The sequence below is a fragment of the Gordonia sihwensis genome (assembly GCF_029632925.1).
GTDB lineage: Bacteria > Actinomycetota > Actinomycetes > Mycobacteriales > Mycobacteriaceae > Gordonia > Gordonia sihwensis.
In genome coordinates this window covers 3,224,299-3,241,277 of sequence record NZ_CP121248.1, presented here as the reverse complement: position 1 = coordinate 3,241,277, position 16,979 = coordinate 3,224,299, and the positions used below count along the sequence as shown (strand labels likewise).

16 protein-coding genes are annotated in these 16,979 nt (G+C 67.9%); 10 read left to right on the top strand and 6 right to left on the bottom strand.

Features of this window, described 5'->3' with window-relative positions; translation table 11 throughout:
* Positions 1-3: 3 nt before the first annotated feature.
* Together P5P27_RS15495 and P5P27_RS15490 are read left to right on the top strand one after the other, a co-directional pair.
* Entirely contained in the window at positions 4-330 is a 327-nt protein-coding gene (locus tag P5P27_RS15495; RefSeq protein WP_278124872.1) for a phenol hydroxylase subunit P4, read from the top strand.
* 12 nt (positions 331-342) lie between these two features.
* On the top strand, positions 343-1,413 hold the full coding sequence (locus P5P27_RS15490) for a 2Fe-2S iron-sulfur cluster-binding protein (protein WP_045538355.1): 1,071 nt from the start codon (positions 343-345) through the stop codon (positions 1,411-1,413).
* A 74-nt stretch (positions 1,414-1,487) separates the two neighbouring features.
* Here the strand turns inward: P5P27_RS15490 and P5P27_RS15485 are convergent, their stop codons facing one another.
* The 3 genes from P5P27_RS15485 to P5P27_RS15475 form a co-directional block, all read right to left on the bottom strand.
* Positions 1,488-1,793, bottom strand: coding sequence for a DUF1416 domain-containing protein (locus P5P27_RS15485; protein WP_045538354.1), 306 nt, complete (start codon positions 1,791-1,793; stop codon positions 1,488-1,490).
* 48 nt (positions 1,794-1,841) lie between these two features.
* Entirely contained in the window at positions 1,842-2,669 is an 828-nt protein-coding gene (locus tag P5P27_RS15480; RefSeq protein ID WP_006895709.1) for a sulfurtransferase, read from the bottom strand.
* A gap of 276 nt (positions 2,670-2,945) precedes the next feature.
* A complete protein-coding gene (locus P5P27_RS15475; RefSeq protein ID WP_006895708.1) occupies positions 2,946-3,860 on the bottom strand; it encodes an LmeA family phospholipid-binding protein in 915 nt (304 codons plus the stop codon).
* A 92-nt stretch (positions 3,861-3,952) separates the two neighbouring features.
* Between P5P27_RS15475 and P5P27_RS15470 the strand changes: the two genes are divergently transcribed.
* The 8 genes from P5P27_RS15470 (at position 3,953) to P5P27_RS15435 (ending at position 12,691) form a co-directional block, all read left to right on the top strand.
* On the top strand, positions 3,953-4,678 hold the full coding sequence (locus P5P27_RS15470) for a winged helix-turn-helix transcriptional regulator (RefSeq protein WP_006895707.1): 726 nt from the start codon (positions 3,953-3,955) through the stop codon (positions 4,676-4,678).
* Positions 4,679-4,715: 37 nt separating this feature from the next.
* A complete protein-coding gene (gene mshD / locus P5P27_RS15465; protein WP_278124870.1) occupies positions 4,716-5,642 on the top strand; it encodes a mycothiol synthase in 927 nt (308 codons plus the stop codon).
* Between the two features lie 135 nt (positions 5,643-5,777).
* Entirely contained in the window at positions 5,778-6,848 is a 1,071-nt protein-coding gene (pstS, locus tag P5P27_RS15460) for a phosphate ABC transporter substrate-binding protein PstS (RefSeq protein ID WP_278124868.1), read from the top strand.
* A gap of 113 nt (positions 6,849-6,961) precedes the next feature.
* Positions 6,962-7,924, top strand: a complete 963-nt coding sequence (gene pstC, locus P5P27_RS15455; RefSeq protein ID WP_278127451.1) for a phosphate ABC transporter permease subunit PstC — start codon at positions 6,962-6,964, stop codon at positions 7,922-7,924.
* A gap of 11 nt (positions 7,925-7,935) precedes the next feature.
* Positions 7,936-8,808 (top strand): phosphate ABC transporter permease PstA, encoded by an 873-nt coding sequence (gene pstA / locus P5P27_RS15450; protein ID WP_006895703.1) that lies wholly within the window; start codon positions 7,936-7,938, stop codon positions 8,806-8,808.
* 2 nt (positions 8,809-8,810) lie between these two features.
* Entirely contained in the window at positions 8,811-9,587 is a 777-nt protein-coding gene (pstB, locus tag P5P27_RS15445; protein WP_006895702.1) for a phosphate ABC transporter ATP-binding protein PstB, read from the top strand.
* A 198-nt stretch (positions 9,588-9,785) separates the two neighbouring features.
* On the top strand, positions 9,786-10,403 hold the full coding sequence (locus P5P27_RS15440) for a TetR/AcrR family transcriptional regulator (protein ID WP_006895701.1): 618 nt from the start codon (positions 9,786-9,788) through the stop codon (positions 10,401-10,403).
* 47 nt (positions 10,404-10,450) lie between these two features.
* Complete coding sequence (locus P5P27_RS15435; protein ID WP_278124864.1) at positions 10,451-12,691, top strand: CocE/NonD family hydrolase; 2,241 nt, start codon at positions 10,451-10,453, stop codon at positions 12,689-12,691.
* A 77-nt stretch (positions 12,692-12,768) separates the two neighbouring features.
* Here the strand turns inward: P5P27_RS15435 and phoU are convergent, their stop codons facing one another.
* From phoU to dusB, 3 genes are all read right to left on the bottom strand, one after another.
* Positions 12,769-13,431 carry a phosphate signaling complex protein PhoU gene (phoU, locus tag P5P27_RS15430; RefSeq protein ID WP_006895699.1) on the bottom strand — a complete coding sequence of 221 codons (663 nt, stop codon included), beginning with the start codon at positions 13,429-13,431 and terminating at the stop codon, positions 12,769-12,771.
* A 99-nt stretch (positions 13,432-13,530) separates the two neighbouring features.
* On the bottom strand, positions 13,531-15,756 hold the full coding sequence (locus P5P27_RS15425) for an LCP family glycopolymer transferase (protein WP_006895698.1): 2,226 nt from the start codon (positions 15,754-15,756) through the stop codon (positions 13,531-13,533).
* Between the two features lie 134 nt (positions 15,757-15,890).
* Positions 15,891-16,976 carry a tRNA dihydrouridine synthase DusB gene (gene dusB, locus P5P27_RS15420; protein WP_006895697.1) on the bottom strand — a complete coding sequence of 362 codons (1,086 nt, stop codon included), beginning with the start codon at positions 16,974-16,976 and terminating at the stop codon, positions 15,891-15,893.
* Positions 16,977-16,979 lie beyond the last annotated feature (3 nt).

Here is a 16,979-nt window from a genome sequence, read left to right as displayed (position 1 = left end):
GAGATGACTGTCAAGGCACTCTACGACTACAAGTACCCGGCATCCGACCGCGCCGAGGTCTTCGGCACCGACCAACTGCTGTACGTGCACTGGCTCGGCAATCCGCTCTTCTGTTCGGCAGCGCGCTTCCGCGCGCCGCAGGCGATGAGCTTCGCAGACTTCGTCGCCGAGATGGTGCATCCGTGGGCGGCTTCCGACCCCGACTTCGACCCGGCGTCGATCTCGGGCTGGCAGATCTTCGACGAGGTCTTCGACCCGGGTGACGGCTCGAAGTCGTTGAAGGATCTCGGCGTCGGACACAAGGCGCTGCTGAAGTTCACCACGGACTGAACGGAGCTCTCGATGACCACGACTCACACGATCACGGTCGAACCGCTCGGCACCGAATTGCAGTGCCGCGAGGACCAATCGATCCTCGACGCCTGCCTGCGCAACGGTGTCTGGTTGCCGCACGCATGCACTCACGGGACCTGCGGCACCTGCAAGGCGCAGGTCCTCGATGGCGACATCGATCTGGGCGACGCTTCACCGTATGCCCTGCTCGAGAGCGAACGTGACGACGGAGCTGCGCTGATGTGTGTAGCGACACCACGCGACGACGTGGTCATCGAGGGCGATGTGGACATCGAGGACGGGATCACCATGTATCCGGTCCGAGACTTCTCCGGAACTGTCGCGGCCCTCGACGAGATCGCACCCGGCGTCCGCCGGCTCGTGATCGACCTCGACGAGCCGATGGAGTTCAACGCCGGTCAGTACGTGCAGCTCAACCTCCCCGACGGCGACAACCGTCCGTACTCGATCGCCAATGCGCCGCATGAGACCGGCCGGATCGAGTTGCACATCAAACGGACCGAGAACGGGGTCGCGACCGCCGGTTGGGTCTTCGACGGACTCGCCGCAGGCGATGAGGTGACATTGTCGGGTCCCTACGGCAAGTTCTACTTCCGCCCCGGCCGCGAGAAGCCCGTCCTGCTGCTCGGCAGCGGCACGGGTTTGGCGCCGCTGGTGTCGATCCTCAAGACGATCATGGCGATCGAGGACGAGGAGGGGGAGTGGGAGCACGAGGTGGTGATGTATCACGGGGTCGCGACGAGTGCCGACCTCTACGACCGCGAGTGGTTCGAGGCACTGGCCGATGAACGCGACTGGTTCACGTACCGGCCGGCGGTGTCCCGAGAGCAGTTCGACGGCAGGCAGGGCCGGGTGCCCGCGCTGCTGGCGCAGGACTACCCGCGGGCCGGCGGCAACGTCGCCTACATCTGCGGCAACCCGGCGATGGTGGAAGACACGATGCGGGCGTTGATGAAAGCGCGCCTCTTCCCGCGCGACATCTACCGCGAGGACTTCTTCGACGCAGCCGATCGCGCCAATGGCGCTCACGTGGTGCGCAGCCCGCTGATCAAGCGATAGCCGCGGAATACGACGAGACCCGGCCCGCGAAGAGCGGGCCGGGTCTCGTCAGGTCGTTCAGCGCGACGCGCGAATCACTTCGCGACGGTGACGTCCTGGTTGTGGACGCCCGGCCCCTCGGGCGAGACGGTCACGTCGCCGTTGCCCTGCGAGCTCAGCGCGCGCAGAGTCCAGGTGCCCGGGGCGGCGAAGAAGCGGAAGTCGCCGGTGGCCGAGGCGACGACCTCGGCCGTGAACTCGCCGGTGCCGTCGAGCAGACGGACGAACGCGCCCGCGACGGGGTTGCCCGAACCGTCCACGACCTGACCGGTCAGGACGGTCTCCTTCTCAGTGTCGACGCCGGCGGGGAGGGTCTGACCCTGCTTGGGTGCTGCGCACATGTCACTAGTCCTCTCAGAGACTGTCGATGGGGGAGTTTGCGGGGCGGCTCAGCGCTCGATCGGAGCGCCGACCAGCGAGCCGTACTCGACCCAGCTGCCGTCGTAGTTCTTGACGTTCTTCTTGCCGAGCAGTTCCTGAAGGACGAACCAGGTGTGGCTGGAGCGCTCGCCGATTCGGCAGTAGGCGATGGTCTCCTTGGCGTCGTCGAAGCCCTTGTCCGCGTACAACGCGGTGAGGTCTGCGTCGGACTTGAAGGTGCCGTCCTCGTTGGCGGTGGTCGACCACGGGATGTTGATGGCGCCCGGAACGTGACCGCGCTGCTGCGCCTGCTCCTGCGGCAGGTGCGCCGGAGCGGCGATCTTGCCGGAGAACTCGTCGGGGCTGCGGACGTCGACGAGGTTCTTGGAACCGATCGAGTCGATCACCTCGTCGCGGAAGGCGCGGATCGAGTTGTCGGCGGCCTGGGCGACGTAGTCGGTGGCCGGGCGGGTCACAGCGTCGGCGCTGAGCGGACGGCCGTCGAGCTCCCACTTCTTGCGGCCGCCGTCGAGCAGACGGACGTCCTTGTGACCGTAGATCTTGAAGTACCAGTACGCATACGCGGCGAACCAGTTGTTGTTTCCGCCGTACAGGACGACGGTGTCGTCGTTCGCGATCCCGCGCTCGCTGAGCAGTGCGGAGAAGCGCTCGGCGTCCAGGAAGTCGCGACGCAGGCCGTCCTGCAGGTCCTTACGCCAGTCGAGGCGGATGGCGCCCGGGATGTGGTTGCTGTCGTAGATCGAGGTGTCCTCATCGACCTCGACGAACACGACCTTGTCGGTGTTGAGGTTCTCTTCAGCCCAGTCAGCGCTGACGAGCACATCGGAGCGTGCCATATTTCGGTTCCTTTCGAAATGATCACCGCGCGCGGCGTGAGGCCGCGCCAGACGGCGAGTTCGTCGCACTGGGCGACGGGTGTTCCGGGCCGGGGACGGCGGTCGTCTGCGACGAGACGGTGGAGGATGCGGCTGAGATCGTCAGCGGTGCATCACACCCGGTGCGTCACCGGCAAGCGACAGCAGCAGTCGACGACGCGACAGAGGTCGATCGCCAATCGGCGGGTGAGCATCAGCCCACGTCGGTGCTGCATGGACCCGACCCTACAACAGAAATCAGGGCCTGCTCGGGAGCGGTTTCGCGTAGTCGACGGCGCGCACCGACACCGGTCCGGTCTCGCTGACGGCCACAAGGTCGCTTCCCCTGCTCAGGGCATGTTTCGCGGTGGTTCCCCAGGCCATCTGGAGGGCCGGAAGAGTGGTTGAAAACCTTTTTAATACCGCTGATCGAAATTCCTCTGGGACGTCGGCGGAGTAGTGCTCCTCGGGTCCGGTGTAGAAGTCGGTGGCTTCGATGCGGACACGGCCGTCGACCACCGACACGCGAGCCTTCACGCTCACCTTGACCTTCGGCGCGGTGTACTTCGCGGCCGACGGGGGATAGCCGTTCTGCGTCTCCGGCGAGCCGGGCAGAGGGACGGTTCCGCTCAGCATGATGCCCTCGGTGCGCTCGAGCAGGCCGTCGCCCGGCCCGCCGCCGCCCACTTTGTCCTCGGGAGCCGGGGTATTGATGTAGAGATCGACGATCCCCATCAGCCGTCCGAGGGTGGGGGAGTTGATTCGTGTCTCGGTCCGCATCGACTGCGCCCGCAGCTCCGTCCGCGGGCCCAGATCGCCGGTGGGGCCGAGGTCGGTGCTCTGCAGCCGAGCGTCGACTGTCGAGGTGCACACCGGCACGCCGGAGCAGCCCTCGATCGGGACGCCGTCGGCGCTGATCAGCACCGAGCTGAAGTTCCCCTCAGAGCGGTGCGCGAGGAACGGGAAGCCGGCCATGATCACATCCGGTTCGAAGGGGACTCCGGGTGAGGCCTGGACGGCGCGTGCGAGGCGGTGCTCGGCGCGGGACGCCGCGAAGTCGTCGGCGATCAGCGCCAGGACGCCCACGACGACGAGGACGACTGCGATCCAGGCACCGATTCGCAGGTACCGGCGGGACGCGGGTTTCGGGGGGTCGTGGGCGGTGAGGAGCATCGGCGCTATTCTGTCATCTGATAACCGGGTGCTGCGACCAGCGTCGATCGACAGCCCACAGTGCTGAGGCCACGACGAGATCGGAGTGGTGTGTGGACCTGTTGCTGCTGACCGAAGAGCAAACTGCCGAAGCCGTCCTGGGATCGCTCTCCCTGCTGTCCCATCAGGTGGCCGTGCTGCCTGCCCAGACGTCCTCGCTGGTGCAGCTGGGCGAACCACAGGTGATCCTGGTGGACGCGCGCAGCGATCTCGCGGGTGCGAGAACCATGTGCCGGCTGGTGTCGGACACCGGCACCGCCCCGGTGGTGGCCGTCGTCGGCGAGGGCGGACTGGTCGCGGTGAACGCCGATTGGGGCGTCGACGACTTCCTGCTGCCGACCACCGGACCCGCGGAGCTCGACGCCCGGCTGCGCCTGGTGTCGACGCGCGTGACCGGTGGCGTGGACGAGCAGCCGGACAAGGTGACCCTGGGCGAGTTGGTGATCGATGAGTCGACCTACACGGCCCGATTGCGGGGCAAGCCGATCGATCTCACGTACAAGGAGTTCGAGCTGCTGAAGTTCCTCGCGCAGAACGCGGGCCGGGTCTTCACCCGGGCCCAGCTGCTGCACGAGGTGTGGGGTTACGACTACTTCGGCGGCACCCGCACAGTCGACGTCCACGTCCGGCGTCTGCGAGCCAAACTGGGCAGTGATCACGAGTCACTGATCGGCACCGTGCGCAACGTCGGGTACAAGGCTGTGCGGCCGACGCGCCGGGGCGACCGCGACGGCGGCGACACCGCCGGCGACGACACCGAGCAGGACGAGACAGGGTAGGACGAGTGGTCGCCGGCTGCCGATACATTGGACTGTGATGAATGAGCAGATCCGGCACCGCGTCGTCTCCGACTCCCTGACCGCCGACGACTCGGCGTTCGCGCGCGAGGTGTGCGAACGCGCCGAACGCGTCGACGGTATCGCGCCGCTCGCCGAGCAGGCGCGCCTCGCGATCGACTCGGGGGCGGACCTGCATGTCCTCACCGATCATGGATACGCCAACGTCCTCGCGGCGCGCGACGGCGGTGCGGCGATGGTGGAAGCGGTGGTGGATCCCGACCACCGGGGCCACGGGGAGGGTCGTGCTCTCGTGGACGCCGCCCTGACCGCCGCCGGCGATCTGCCGGGCTCGGAACCGCCGCAGGTGTGGGCGCACGGCGACCTGCCCGCGGCCGCCGCCGTCGCCGCGGCACTCGGTCTGGTCCGTGCCCGCGAACTGCTGCAACTGCGCAGGCCCGTGGCACAGCCGCTGCCCGATCTGCCCCGGCGCGAGGACATCGCGCTGCGTACGTACGCGGGACCGTCCGACGACGCGGAGATCCTCCGGGTGAACAACGACGCCTTCTCCTGGCACCCGGAGCAGGGCGGATGGACGCTGCGCGACATCGCCGCCCGCACCGGCGCGGACTGGTTCGATCCCGACGGTGTATTCCTGGCTTTCGACGCCGCCGACCCGGACGTCCTGCTGGGATTCCACTGGACGAAGATCCATCCCGCCGCCGACGGAGCCGCGCCCCTCGGCGAGGTGTACATCGTCGGCGTCGACTCCGCCGCGCAGGGCCGTGGCCTCGGCGCGCTGCTGACGCTCGCCGGCCTGCGCTATATGGCCGACCTGCGCCCCGGCGGCCGCGGGCTCGACGAAGTGGAGTTGTACGTCGAGGGCGACAACTCTGCGGCGTTGCGCACGTATTCGCGGCTCGGATTCACCCGGTACACCGCCGACATCGCCTATCGCCGGGGCTGAACCCGGCGTCAACCAGCCGTTCATTTTCGTGCCCGGACTGTTACCCGGGCCGTCACTCGCCGGTCGCTCTGTCCTAACCGGGCGTCGATAGTTTCGCCTCGATACCTGAACAGATCGAAAGGCACCCCGACTCCCATGAGCGCGTCCCCGAAGCTCGTCCGCACCGCAGGCGCCGCCGTTGCCGGCATCGCCGCGGCCTCCCTCGTCCTCACCGCGTGCGGTGACGGCGACTCCTCGTCCGGCACCGTCACCGGTGAAGGGTCCACGGCCCAGCAGAAGGCCATGGAGCACTTCTCGCAGGTCCTCACCGACAACGGCGGCGTCATCCTCGACTACACGGGCTCCGGCTCCGGCGACGGAATCAAGAAGTTCATCTCGGGCGACGTCGACTTCGCCGGCTCCGACTCGCCGCTCAAGCCGGCTGAGGCCGCCGACGCCAAGAGCCGGTGCTCGGGCAACGAGGCCTGGCACCTGCCTCTGGTCGCGGGCCCGGTCGCGATCGCGTTCAACCTTCCCGGCGTGGAGAAGCTGAACCTCAACGCGCCCGTACTCGCGAAGATCTTCGACTCCAAGATCGCCAAGTGGAACGATCCCGCGATCGCCGCACTCAACCCGGGCGTCAAGCTCCCGGCCACGGCCATCGTGCCGGTGCACCGCAGCGACAGCTCCGGCACCACCGACAACTTCACGCGCTACCTGAACACCGCCGCACCGGCCGACTGGCCGTACGAGCACAGCAAGGAGTGGGCCGGCCACGGCGGCTCGGGTGCCTCGAAGTCGACCGGCGTCGGCGACACGGTCAAGAAGACCGAGGGCTCGATCAGCTACGTCGAGTGGGGTTTCGCCACCGAGAACGAGCTGAGCGTGGCGGCCGTCGACTTCGGCGCCGGACCCACTCAGCTGACCAAGGACACCGCCGCGAAGGCTCTCGACGCGGCTCAGTTCGTGGACCCGTCCAGCAAGAACCTGGTGGTCGACACCGACGCCCTCTACCGACTCAAGGAGACCGGCGCCTACCCGCTGGTGCTCACGACCTACGAGATCGTGTGCTCCACCGGCTACTCGGACTCGGCGGTCTCCGACAACCTGAAGTCCGCGTTCACCACGATCCTGGACAAGGGCCAGGACGGCCTCGACAAGCTCGGTTACGTCCCGCTGCCTGAGGCCTTCCAGGCCAAGCTGCGCGGAACGATCAACGCGCTGTGACTCGCTCGGACACTCCCGTGACCTCCCGCGCAGATGCCGACGGGGACCCGGCCGTGTCCGAAACGCCCGTGGCCGGCGGAACCCCGTCGCCGCGGGCGGCCGGTGAGCGATCGCTGACTGCCGAGTCGGGCCCCGCGTCCGGCTCGGCGGTCAGCCGTCTCGGCGACCGCGTCATGTCGTCGCTCGCCACCGGCTCGGGCCTGTTGGTCTCGATCGTCATCGGGCTGATCGCGCTGTTCCTGCTCGTTCAGGCGGTCCCTGCGCTCGCGAAGAACACCGTCGGCTTCTTCACATACACCGGGTCGTGGGTGGTGGCGGGCAGTGAGATCGAGTTCGGCATCCCCCAGCAGCTCTACGCGACGGTGCTGGTGTCGGTGATCGCACTGGTGATCGCGATGCCCGTGGCGCTCGGCGTGGCACTGTTCGTCAGCGAGTACGCGCCCAAGCGGCTCGCGACGGTGATCGCGTACGTCGTCGACCTGCTGGCCGCGATCCCGTCGATCGTGTACGGCCTGTGGGGAATCCTGGTGCTCGGTCCGGCGATGGTGGGGCCGAACCAATGGCTGGTCGATCACCTCGGCTTCCTCCCGTTCTTCCGGCAGCCGGCGAACGTCGCGAACATGTCGACCGGCGGCACCCTCCTCACCGCGGGCATCGTGCTGGCGATCATGATCCTGCCGGTGATCACCGCGGTCACCCGCGAGGTCTTCGCGCAGACGCCGCGAAACCAGCGTGAGGCCGCCCTGGCCCTCGGCGCCACCCAGTGGGAGGTCGTGCGATACGCGGTCCTGCCCTTCGGCCTCTCCGGCTACATCAGCGGCGCCATGCTCGGACTGGGCCGTGCGCTGGGCGAGACGATGGCGCTGCTGCTGATCATCTCCACGGCCGGACCGATCAACTTCAACCTGATGGAGAGCGGTCAGACGCTGGCGACCGTGATCGCGAACAACGCGGCCGAATTCGACTCGCCGATCAAGACCGGCGCCTACATCTCAGCCGGTCTGGTCCTGTTCGTCTTGACCTTCCTCGTGAACGCCGCGGCCCGCGGTGTGATCGCGCGCAGGGTTCGAGGCTGAGGAATCACGATATGGAACTGACACAACTCTCGCCGCGCCGGAAGGTCGCCGACACGACCGTGCGCGGCGCGGTGATCGCCGCGGTGGCCGTGGCGGTGCTTCCGCTCGGCTGGCTGGTGTACACGCTGATCGCCCGCGGCATCGGACCGGTGCTCGACATCGACTGGTGGACGCGATCGGAACGCTACGGCGGCGCGGCCAACGCGATCGTGGGGACGCTCGTACAGACGGCGATAGCGGCGGCCGTCGCGATCCCCTTGGGCGTGCTCGTCGCCGTCTATCTCGTGGAGTACGCGGACACCGGGAAGAGGCGCGGACGGTTCTCGCTCGTGCGCGTCACCACCTTCATGGTCGACGTGCTCTCGGGTGTGCCGTCGATCGTCGCCGCGTTGTTCATCTACGCGGTCTGGCGCACCACCCTCGATCTTCCTCGTTCCGGCTTCGCGGTGGCGCTGGCGCTGGTGCTGCTGATGGTGCCGCTGGTGGTCCGGTCCACCGAGGAGATGCTCAAGATCGTCCCGCAGGACCTTCGCGAGGCCGCATACGCGCTCGGCATACCGAAGTGGAAGACGATCCTTCGGGTGGTGCTGCCCACGGCGATGTCGGGGATCATCACCGGGATCATGCTGGCGGTGGCCCGCGTCATGGGCGAGTCGGCTCCGGTGCTGATCCTGGTCGGCGCCACCCGGGCGATGAACCCGAATCCGTTCTCCGGCAACCAGCAGTCGTTGCCGCTCATGATGCTGCAGGAATACAACAAGGGGCCCAGCGGCTACGAGACCGTCTGGGGCGCCGCGCTGACGCTGGTGATCGCCGTCGCGATCGTCTACGTGCTCGCACGAGTGCTGTCGCGGTTCACCGGGCCCCGAATGGAGAGAAGCTAGACATGGCCAAGAGTCTGACCATCGAGGATCTGAACGTCTACTACGGCGACTTCCACGCCGTGAAGGATGTCTCCCTGACGATCGCGCCGAAGTCGGTGACCGCCTTCATCGGTCCGTCGGGGTGCGGTAAGTCCACCGTCCTGCGCACACTCAACCGGATGCACGAGGTGACGCCAGGGGCGTACACCACCGGGTCGGTGAAGCTCGACGAACTCGACCTGTACGGCAGGGGCGTGGACCCGGTGGGGGTGCGCACCACCGTGGGCATGGTGTTCCAGCGGGCGAATCCGTTCCCGACCATGTCCATTCGCGACAACGTGGTGGCGGGGCTCAAGCTGGCGGGCGTGCGTGACAAGGCCAGACTCGACGACGTGGCCGAGGCCAGCCTGCGCGGGGCCAACCTGTGGAACGAGGTCAAGGATCGGCTCGACAAGCCGGGCGGCGGACTGTCCGGCGGCCAGCAGCAGCGGCTGTGCATCGCGCGGGCCATCGCGGTGTCACCGCAGGTGCTGCTGATGGACGAGCCGTGTTCGGCGCTCGACCCGATCTCGACCCTCGCGATCGAAGATCTGGTGGCCGAGCTGAAGAACAATTACACGATCGTGATCGTCACGCACAACATGCAGCAGGCGGCGCGGGTGAGCGATCAGACCGCGTTCTTCAATCTCGCCGGTGCGGGACGGCCCGGGGAACTGGTGGAGGCCGGCGCCACCGCCGACATGTTCTCGAATCCGGTTCGGAAGGAGACCGAGGACTACATCTCGGGACGGTTCGGATGACGGTGCGCGTGCGCGCCCGGTGCGGCTCTCGAGGCAGCATCCCCCGGATCTGACATCGACCGGTCGGATCTCACACCGACGGATACGACGGCGACCCCGGCCACTCTCCGCAGAGAGTGGCCGGGGTTGCCTTTTGCCTAGCCGGTGACTACGGTCACCACAGAACAGTTTCGATCAATCGATCAACTTCGAGGGCAGATGGCGCGACTGACGGTGGAACAGCGGCGCGAAGCAGCGATCGACGCAGCGATGCGGGTGATCGCCCGCGACGGCGTCGAAGCCGCCACGACGCGTCGGATCGCTCTGGAGGCCCAGGTCGGACAGTCGAGCCTGTTCTACGCCTTCGCATCCCGCGACGATCTGCTCGCCGCGGTCGTCGAGACCGGGATCGCGCAAGAGCTGGCCGGCATGGGCGAATGGCTCCGCGAGGCGTCGGCGATGTTCACCACCTCCCAGATGAACATCGCGGATGTCGCGCGGGCCGCATTCGACTCCTTCATGCACGACCTCATCGAGAATCGGGACCGCGAATACGCGTTGGTGGAGCTGGCGCTCTACGCCCGACGAACCGAAGGTCTGGAGCACCTCGCCGAGAGTCTGTACCGCGGCTACAACGAGCTCGTCTCCGGACTGCTCGTGGTCGCGGCCGAGACCACCGGTGTCACGTGGACGCTCCCGGCCGAGGAATTGGCCACGATCGTCGTGGCCATGACCGACGGCATGACTCTCAGCTATCTGTCCACCGGCGACCGTGAAGCGGTCCGACGGATCGCGGACGGCGGTGTGCAGCTGCTGCTGGGTTACGTCGCGCAGTGACCCGTGCGCTGCGGGAGCGCCGGGAGAAGAACAGAATCGGGGATCAGATGTTCTCAGGAAGACGCGCGTTGCGCCGGACCGCGGCCGCGGTCGCCTCGGCGACCGTGCTACTCGCCGCGGTCGGGACGGTGGGCGAATCCGCCGCGGCACAGCCAGTCCACGTCGGCGGCGGGGTGTCGCAGGCGTATCTGACCGACGCGCGGCCGGGTACCGCGCTGACACTCGTCGACGACGCGGGCGATCGTGCGGGCTCGGGCGTCGCCGATTCGCTCGGATCGTTGATCGTGCGCGACCTGCAGCCGGGGCGCTACCGCTTCGTCGGGGCCGGGATCAAGAGCGCGCCGGTCGAGGTGACCGGCAAGGACTCTCCGCCGCCCGCGCCGTCGCTGTACGGGCAGACCCTTCACGAAGGGCTCAACTACATCACGATGCGCGACGGGGTCTCGCTCGCCGCCACGGTTCGGCTGCCGTACGGCAAGAAGCTCTCGGACGGGCCCTTTCCGACCGTGATCGAGTACTCCGGCTACCAGAACGCCGCACCGGACGACCTGGTGGTCGGCGCGGTCGGGGAGAAGGTCGGCCTGAAGGACCCGCAGGCCCCCGACACCTCCGTGATCGTCGGCTCGACGCTGGCGACGCAGATGCTCGGCTTCGCCTCGGTGAGCCTTCAGATGCGGGGAAGCGGTTGCAGTGGAGGAGACTTCGGCCTCTTCGACGATGTCGCGGCGTTCGACGCGTACGACGCGATCGAGACCGTGGGACGCCAGCGATGGGTGTCGGGGCATCGCGTCGGCATGGTCGGCATCTCGTTCTCCGGCATCTCGCAGATGTTCGCCGCGGGTACGCGACCACCCCATCTGGCCGCGATCGCGCCGATGAGCACCACCGATGACCTGTACTCCACCGGTCTGCCGGGCGGCATCTACAACAAGGGTTTCGCGAACTCCTGGCTCCGCGAACGGGTGCAGCAGGCGCAACCCGGGCCGGCAGGCGGACAACCGTGGGTGCGGGCGCGCATCGAGGGCGGCGACAAGACCTGTGCGAACAATCAGAAGCTCCGCCGTCAGACGCAGAACGTGTTCAAGCTGATCCGCGACAACCCGACGCGTGCGGCGAAGGTGTACCAGGAACGCTCCATCCCGGACTGGGCCGACCGCATCGACGTCCCGGTGTTCCTGGTCGGTGCCGCACAGGACGAGCAGACCGGACCCAACTGGGTCAATCTGATCAAGCATCTCGATCACAACCCGAACGTCTGGGTCAACATCATCAACGGGCATCACTTCGATTCGCTCGGACCGCAGATCCTCTCGCGCTGGGCGGAGTTCCTGCAACTGTTCGTCGCGAACCAGGTGCCGCACACGCCGCCCAACATGCAACCGCTGGGCACCGTCGTGTTCCCGGCGGCCACCAATGCACCCGGCCAGCAGATCCCGCCGGTGCGCTTCAGCGATTCGCGCACCGTCGCCGCTGCGAAAGCTCGTTTCAAGGCGCAGACGCCGCGACTGTGGGCACTCTTCGACAACGGCGGTGGCGCAGCCGGTCCCGGCGGGCTCTCGTCGGCGTGGCAGCGATCGCTGTCCGCGTGGCCCACGAGCACCGAGCGGATGTTCCTGAACGACAAGGGCCGGCTCGGTTCCCGGCCCGCCGGCGGAACCGTGTCGTTCGCGCCCAATCCGCTCAACCGGCCGCTGAACACGCTCAAGAACGCCTCCACCGACACGGCGGCGGCATGGGGCATCCACCCGGACTACGACTGGCGGCCCGCACCGGGCCGCAGCGGGCTGGGCTTCATCAGCGCTCCGCTTTCCCGTGACAAGGTGGTTCTCGGGAACGGTTCGGTGACCCTCCGGCTGAAGAGCACGGCGAAGGTCACCGATCTGCAGGTCACGGTCTCTGAGGTGAACGGCAGGGGACAGGAGACATCGGTCGGGACCGGTGTGCTGCGCTCGAGCTTCCGCGGCGACGGCACCGCCCCCGATTTCACCACTCAGACGCCGCTGGCCGACGGATTCAACCAGATCACGATCCCGATCAACCCGTTGATGCACGGGTTCCGAAAGGGCTCACGGATCCGGGTCACGGTCTCCGCACCCGGCGGCGACCTTCCCTCATGGCAGTTCAGCACGCCTGCCACCGGCGGCAAGGTGATCGACACCGTCGACCTGAGCAAGTCGTACGTCACGATCCCGGTGATCGCGGGCGAGGTGCCCGGCGCCGGACCGGATTGCGGCTTCCTGCGCGGTTCGGCCTGCCGCGCCTACAAGCCGGCCTTCAACGGCGGCTGATCGCGCGGAGTGCATTCGTGCGCGAAAGCGCCCTCCGGCTCCGCTGATGCGGATCGCCGGAGGGCGCTTTCGTCGGGTCAGCTCGCCTCGAGCAGTTGTTCGGGAGTCTTCCCGGTGGCTTGGAAGACGACGCGGCGGGCGATGAGGACCGCGTGGTCGGCGAACCGCTCGTAATAGCGGCCCAGGAGAGTGACGTCGACCGCTGCGGCGACACCATGCGACCACTCGCGGTCCATCATGACGGTGAACAGATGGCGGTGCAGATCGTCCATCGCGTCGTCGTCGTCCATCAGGGTCAGCGCGTCGTGGTAGTCCTGGTTCTCGAGCACGCGGCGTGCGTTCTGCGCGAGCTCGACGGCGAGCCGGCCCATCTCCTCGAAGTACCCCGCGACCTCGTCCGGCAGGACCTTGGCGGGGTGGCGGCGGCGCGCGACCTTCGCCACGTGCAACGCCAGCGCCCCCATCCGGTCGATCTCGGACACCAGCTGGAAGCCGCTCACCACCGAGCGCAGATCACCCGCGACCGGCGCCTGGAGCGCCAGCAGCTGAAAAGCCTGATCCTCTGCCTCGGCCGACTTCTCGGCGACCGAGTCGTGGTTGGAGATCACTTCTTCGGCCAGTTCGAGATCGCCCTCGAGCAGTGCCTGGGTGGCCTGAGCCATCGCCGCACCCACCTCGTCGACCATGTCGCCGAGAGCCTTGTTCAGTGCAGCCATCTGCTCCTGATAAGCGTCACGCATGCAACCCAGCTTACGTAAACCGGCCGGCCTCGCCCTTCACCGACGGTGAAGTCGGCGTGAACACTCGGCGCGCAGGTTGTCGCAGCGGTGGCCGACGGGCTACGCGCAGGTCGTGTCGCCTGCGTTGGTGACCGAGAGGTCGTTGGGCAGGTCGCTGTTATCGGTGTTGGCCGGCAGTTCGCCGACGGAGAGCACCGAACCGGCGGTCGGGACCGAACCGATGGTCTGCGTGCCGCCGAAGTCGGACCCGACGATCACCTCGACGCCGGCCTTCACCGTGCTGTCCTCCTGGATCTGCGCTCCGGGGAACATCTTCGCGATCGTCGCCGCGGAGTCCTTCTCGCCCGGACCGTAGCGGACGACCGTGTCGGTCCGCTTCTCCGAGGAGTCGGCGATGCCGGACACGTCGATGCCCTGACGGACCAGTTCCTCCATCACGGACCCCGCGACGCCCGACTCGTCGGTGCCGTTGAGCACGCGCACGCTCATGTTGGACGCGTGCTGAGCGGTGAGTTCGGTCCTCGGCGCCGGGGGCTTCGGGGAAGCGGAGGGCTTCTTGGTGCTCGACGGCTTGGCCTTCTTCTCGCCGGGCAGCGGCTTGTCGTCGATGATCGCGTTGAAGATCGCGTCGATGTCGTCCATCCGCGGGATCTCGTTGTTCTGTCCGTCGGTGGACGTGCCCGAGGTCGGAATGGTCAGGAACGTGACACGCCCGGCTTCCATGCCCTGCATCGACTCGGCGAGCTGGATCAGCGAGTCGGTGTCGACGTTGTCGACGTAGCTGTTGGCGATGAACGAGCGCGCCACCTTGTTGAGCTTCGACGGGTTCGACAAGACGTCGCCCGACAGCGACGACCGCAGCAGCGACGACATGAACAGCTGCTGCCGCTTGATGCGACCGTAATCGCCGTTGCCCTCCGCGGAGATGTGCCGAGCGCGGACGTAGTTGAGGGCCTGGCGGCCGGTGAGCTTCTTGGTGCCGGCCTTCTTGAGGATGGTCCCCAGCTCGTAGTCGTAGAGCGGGACGGTCGAGCACACCTGGACTCCGCCGACCGTGCGGACCACGTCCTCGAACCCGGAGAAGTCCATCGCGATGAAGTGATTGATGTTCAGCCCGCTGATCTGCGTGAGCGTCTTCACCAGGCAGTTGGGGCCGCCGTCGGCGTAGACGCCGTTCAGCTTCACCGAACTCGCGGCCTCGAGCGTCCCGGAGTACTTCTGCGTCGAGTTGTCCCAGTTCTGGCATTCGGGACGGTCGACGGCGAGGTCGCGAGGCCACGACACCGCGACCACCCGGCTGCGGTCGGCGGGGATGTTGACCAGCAGGACGGTATCGGAGCGGGCGCCCTCGACGACGTCGGCGTCGCCCGCGCCGAGCTTGGAGTTCTTTCCCGCGCGGGTGTCGGTGCCGACGATCAGGTATGTCTCGTCGCCGGTCTGATCGCCCGGTTTGCGGACGTTGGAGTTCTCCGGGTCCAGGGCGTTGACGATGTTCCAGCCGCCGTTGATGCTGCGCATCATGTTCCATGCGTAGCCGGTGCCGACCAGCGACAGCACGCAGGCGAGGCCGAGCAGGATGCGCCCGGTGTTGGTGGCGATTCGCGTCGTGCGTTCCTTGCCGGTGGGCTTCGTCCGGCGACCGCCGCGCACGCGGGACAGCGCCGCGGTCAGATCGGGAGTCGGCTCCAGCGGGCGCTTGCGAGTCGGTTCGCCGTTGCCGGGATCGGTCGACGCGCCGCTCGCGGCGGCACCCGCGGCGGCCGCCGGGCTGCGAGGAGGCGCTGGCGCCGGAGTGGCAGCCGGAGGCGGGGGGACGGACGGGCGTTGCGCTCGGGACTCCTGAGACAAGCGCGCGGCCGTAGTGGTGTCTGAGAGGTCGACCGCCGACGAATCGGCGACCGGCGGGATCATCGCCGTGACCTCGGAGGCCGTCGGGTCGTCAGTGCTCGTCCGGGACGGCTGTGCGGGCGGGGCCGGCGGCTGCGGACGTTGTTGCGGCGCCGGGCGAGGGCTCGGCTGCGCGCGGCGCGGGGGCTGCGGCTGTGCGGCCCGTGCCGGCCCGGAGGCGGTCTCGTCCACCCCCATCTGCTCCATCAACTGGCGGACGGTCAGCCGGCCCCGCGGACGGACGTATCCCTCGCGGGACGACGGCTCCCGCAGACCCTCGGCGCGCTGACCGGCCGCACCGGGCTGTGACGGAGCGGCGTCGCCGAACCGTTCGCGGAAGTCGTAGGCACCGGATGTCCGGCCCGCCCGACGGGGTCGCCGGGGCTGTGCCGACTCGTCGTCATCGGGCTCGGGAGAGCCTGGGCGGTCAGAACTCACAGTGCTTCTTTCGTATGCGGCAGTGGTCTCGCAGTGGTCGCCGGGCAGGCCCGGAGTGCACACGCCACGCGTGCTCGGCACATCTTAATGCCGAGACCTGAGAACTCTCTGCGGTGCGCCCCGTCGGCGAGGGCTCAGCCGCCCGAGTGCATGATCTCGGCACCCTCGGGGACGACGTCCTCTTCGGGGTCGTCGAGCCATCCTTCGGGCAGCGCCACCGACGCGGGCGAACCCTGGCGGCCCCGCGGGCCATGACCGTCAGCGGGAAAGGGGACGTCGGAGGGCAGCTCGGCGACGAGTTCGCGCAGGTCGTCGAGGGTTTTCACCAGAGAGAGCGAGGAGCGCAGGTCGGAGCCGGCTGGGAAGCCGCGCAGATACCAGGCGACGTGCTTGCGAATCTCCCGCATGCCCTTGTCCTCGCCGTGGTGCGAGGCGAGCAGTTCGCCGTGCCGGATCATGATTTCGCCCACTTCGCCGAGGTCGGGCGGAGTGGGCGCATTCACACCGGCCAACCGTGCTGACAGCTCGGCGAACAGCCACGGGCGGCCGAGACAGCCGCGGCCGATGACCACGCCGTCGCAGCCTGTCTGCTCCATCATGCGGACGGCGTCCTCGGCCTCGAAGATGTCGCCGTTGCCGAGCACGGGCACGGTGGTGACATGCTCCTTCAGGCGCGCGATCTCGTCCCACGCCGCCGTGCCCGAGTAGCGCTGCGATGCGGTTCGGGCATGCAGCGCCACGGCTTGGGCGCCTTCCTCGGCGGCGATCCGTCCGGCGTCGAGATGCGTGTGGTGCTCATCGTCGATGCCGATGCGGAACTTGACGGTGACCGGGATGTCGGTGCCCTCGGTGGCGCGCACGGCGGCGGCGACGATGTTGCGGAACAAGCGTCGCTTGTAGGGGATCGCCGACCCGCCGCCCTTGCGGGTGACCTTCGGGACCGGGCAGCCGAAGTTCATGTCGATGTGGTCGGCGAGATCCTCGTCGACGATCATCTTGGCCGCGCGGTAGGTGTATTCCGGATCGACCGTGTAGAGCTGCATCGATCGCGGTGACTCGCTCGGATCGAAGGTCGTCATGTGCATCGTGACCGGATGCCGCTCCACGAGCGCCCGCGCCGTGACCATCTCGCAGACGTAGAGGCCGGAGACGGTTCCGGTCCGTGCGAGTTCGAGCTCACGGCAGAGCACGCGGAAGGCCACGTTGGTGACGCCGGCCATCGG

Coding starts and splice junctions, on each gene's coding strand:
- P5P27_RS15495 (WP_278124872.1), top strand. CDS start 4: ATGACTGTCAAGGCACTCTACGACTACAAGTACCCGGCATCCGACCGC.
- P5P27_RS15490 (WP_045538355.1), top strand. CDS start 343: ATGACCACGACTCACACGATCACGGTCGAACCGCTCGGCACCGAATTG.
- P5P27_RS15485 (WP_045538354.1), bottom strand. CDS start 1,793: ATGTGCGCAGCACCCAAGCAGGGTCAGACCCTCCCCGCCGGCGTCGAC.
- P5P27_RS15480 (WP_006895709.1), bottom strand. CDS start 2,669: ATGGCACGCTCCGATGTGCTCGTCAGCGCTGACTGGGCTGAAGAGAAC.
- P5P27_RS15475 (WP_006895708.1), bottom strand. CDS start 3,860: ATGCTCCTCACCGCCCACGACCCCCCGAAACCCGCGTCCCGCCGGTAC.
- mshD (WP_278124870.1), top strand. CDS start 4,716: ATGAATGAGCAGATCCGGCACCGCGTCGTCTCCGACTCCCTGACCGCC.
- pstS (WP_278124868.1), top strand. CDS start 5,778: ATGAGCGCGTCCCCGAAGCTCGTCCGCACCGCAGGCGCCGCCGTTGCC.
- pstA (WP_006895703.1), top strand. CDS start 7,936: ATGGAACTGACACAACTCTCGCCGCGCCGGAAGGTCGCCGACACGACC.
- pstB (WP_006895702.1), top strand. CDS start 8,811: ATGGCCAAGAGTCTGACCATCGAGGATCTGAACGTCTACTACGGCGAC.
- P5P27_RS15440 (WP_006895701.1), top strand. CDS start 9,786: ATGGCGCGACTGACGGTGGAACAGCGGCGCGAAGCAGCGATCGACGCA.
- P5P27_RS15435 (WP_278124864.1), top strand. CDS start 10,451: ATGTTCTCAGGAAGACGCGCGTTGCGCCGGACCGCGGCCGCGGTCGCC.
- phoU (WP_006895699.1), bottom strand. CDS start 13,431: ATGCGTGACGCTTATCAGGAGCAGATGGCTGCACTGAACAAGGCTCTC.
- dusB (WP_006895697.1), bottom strand. CDS start 16,976: ATGGCCGGCGTCACCAACGTGGCCTTCCGCGTGCTCTGCCGTGAGCTC.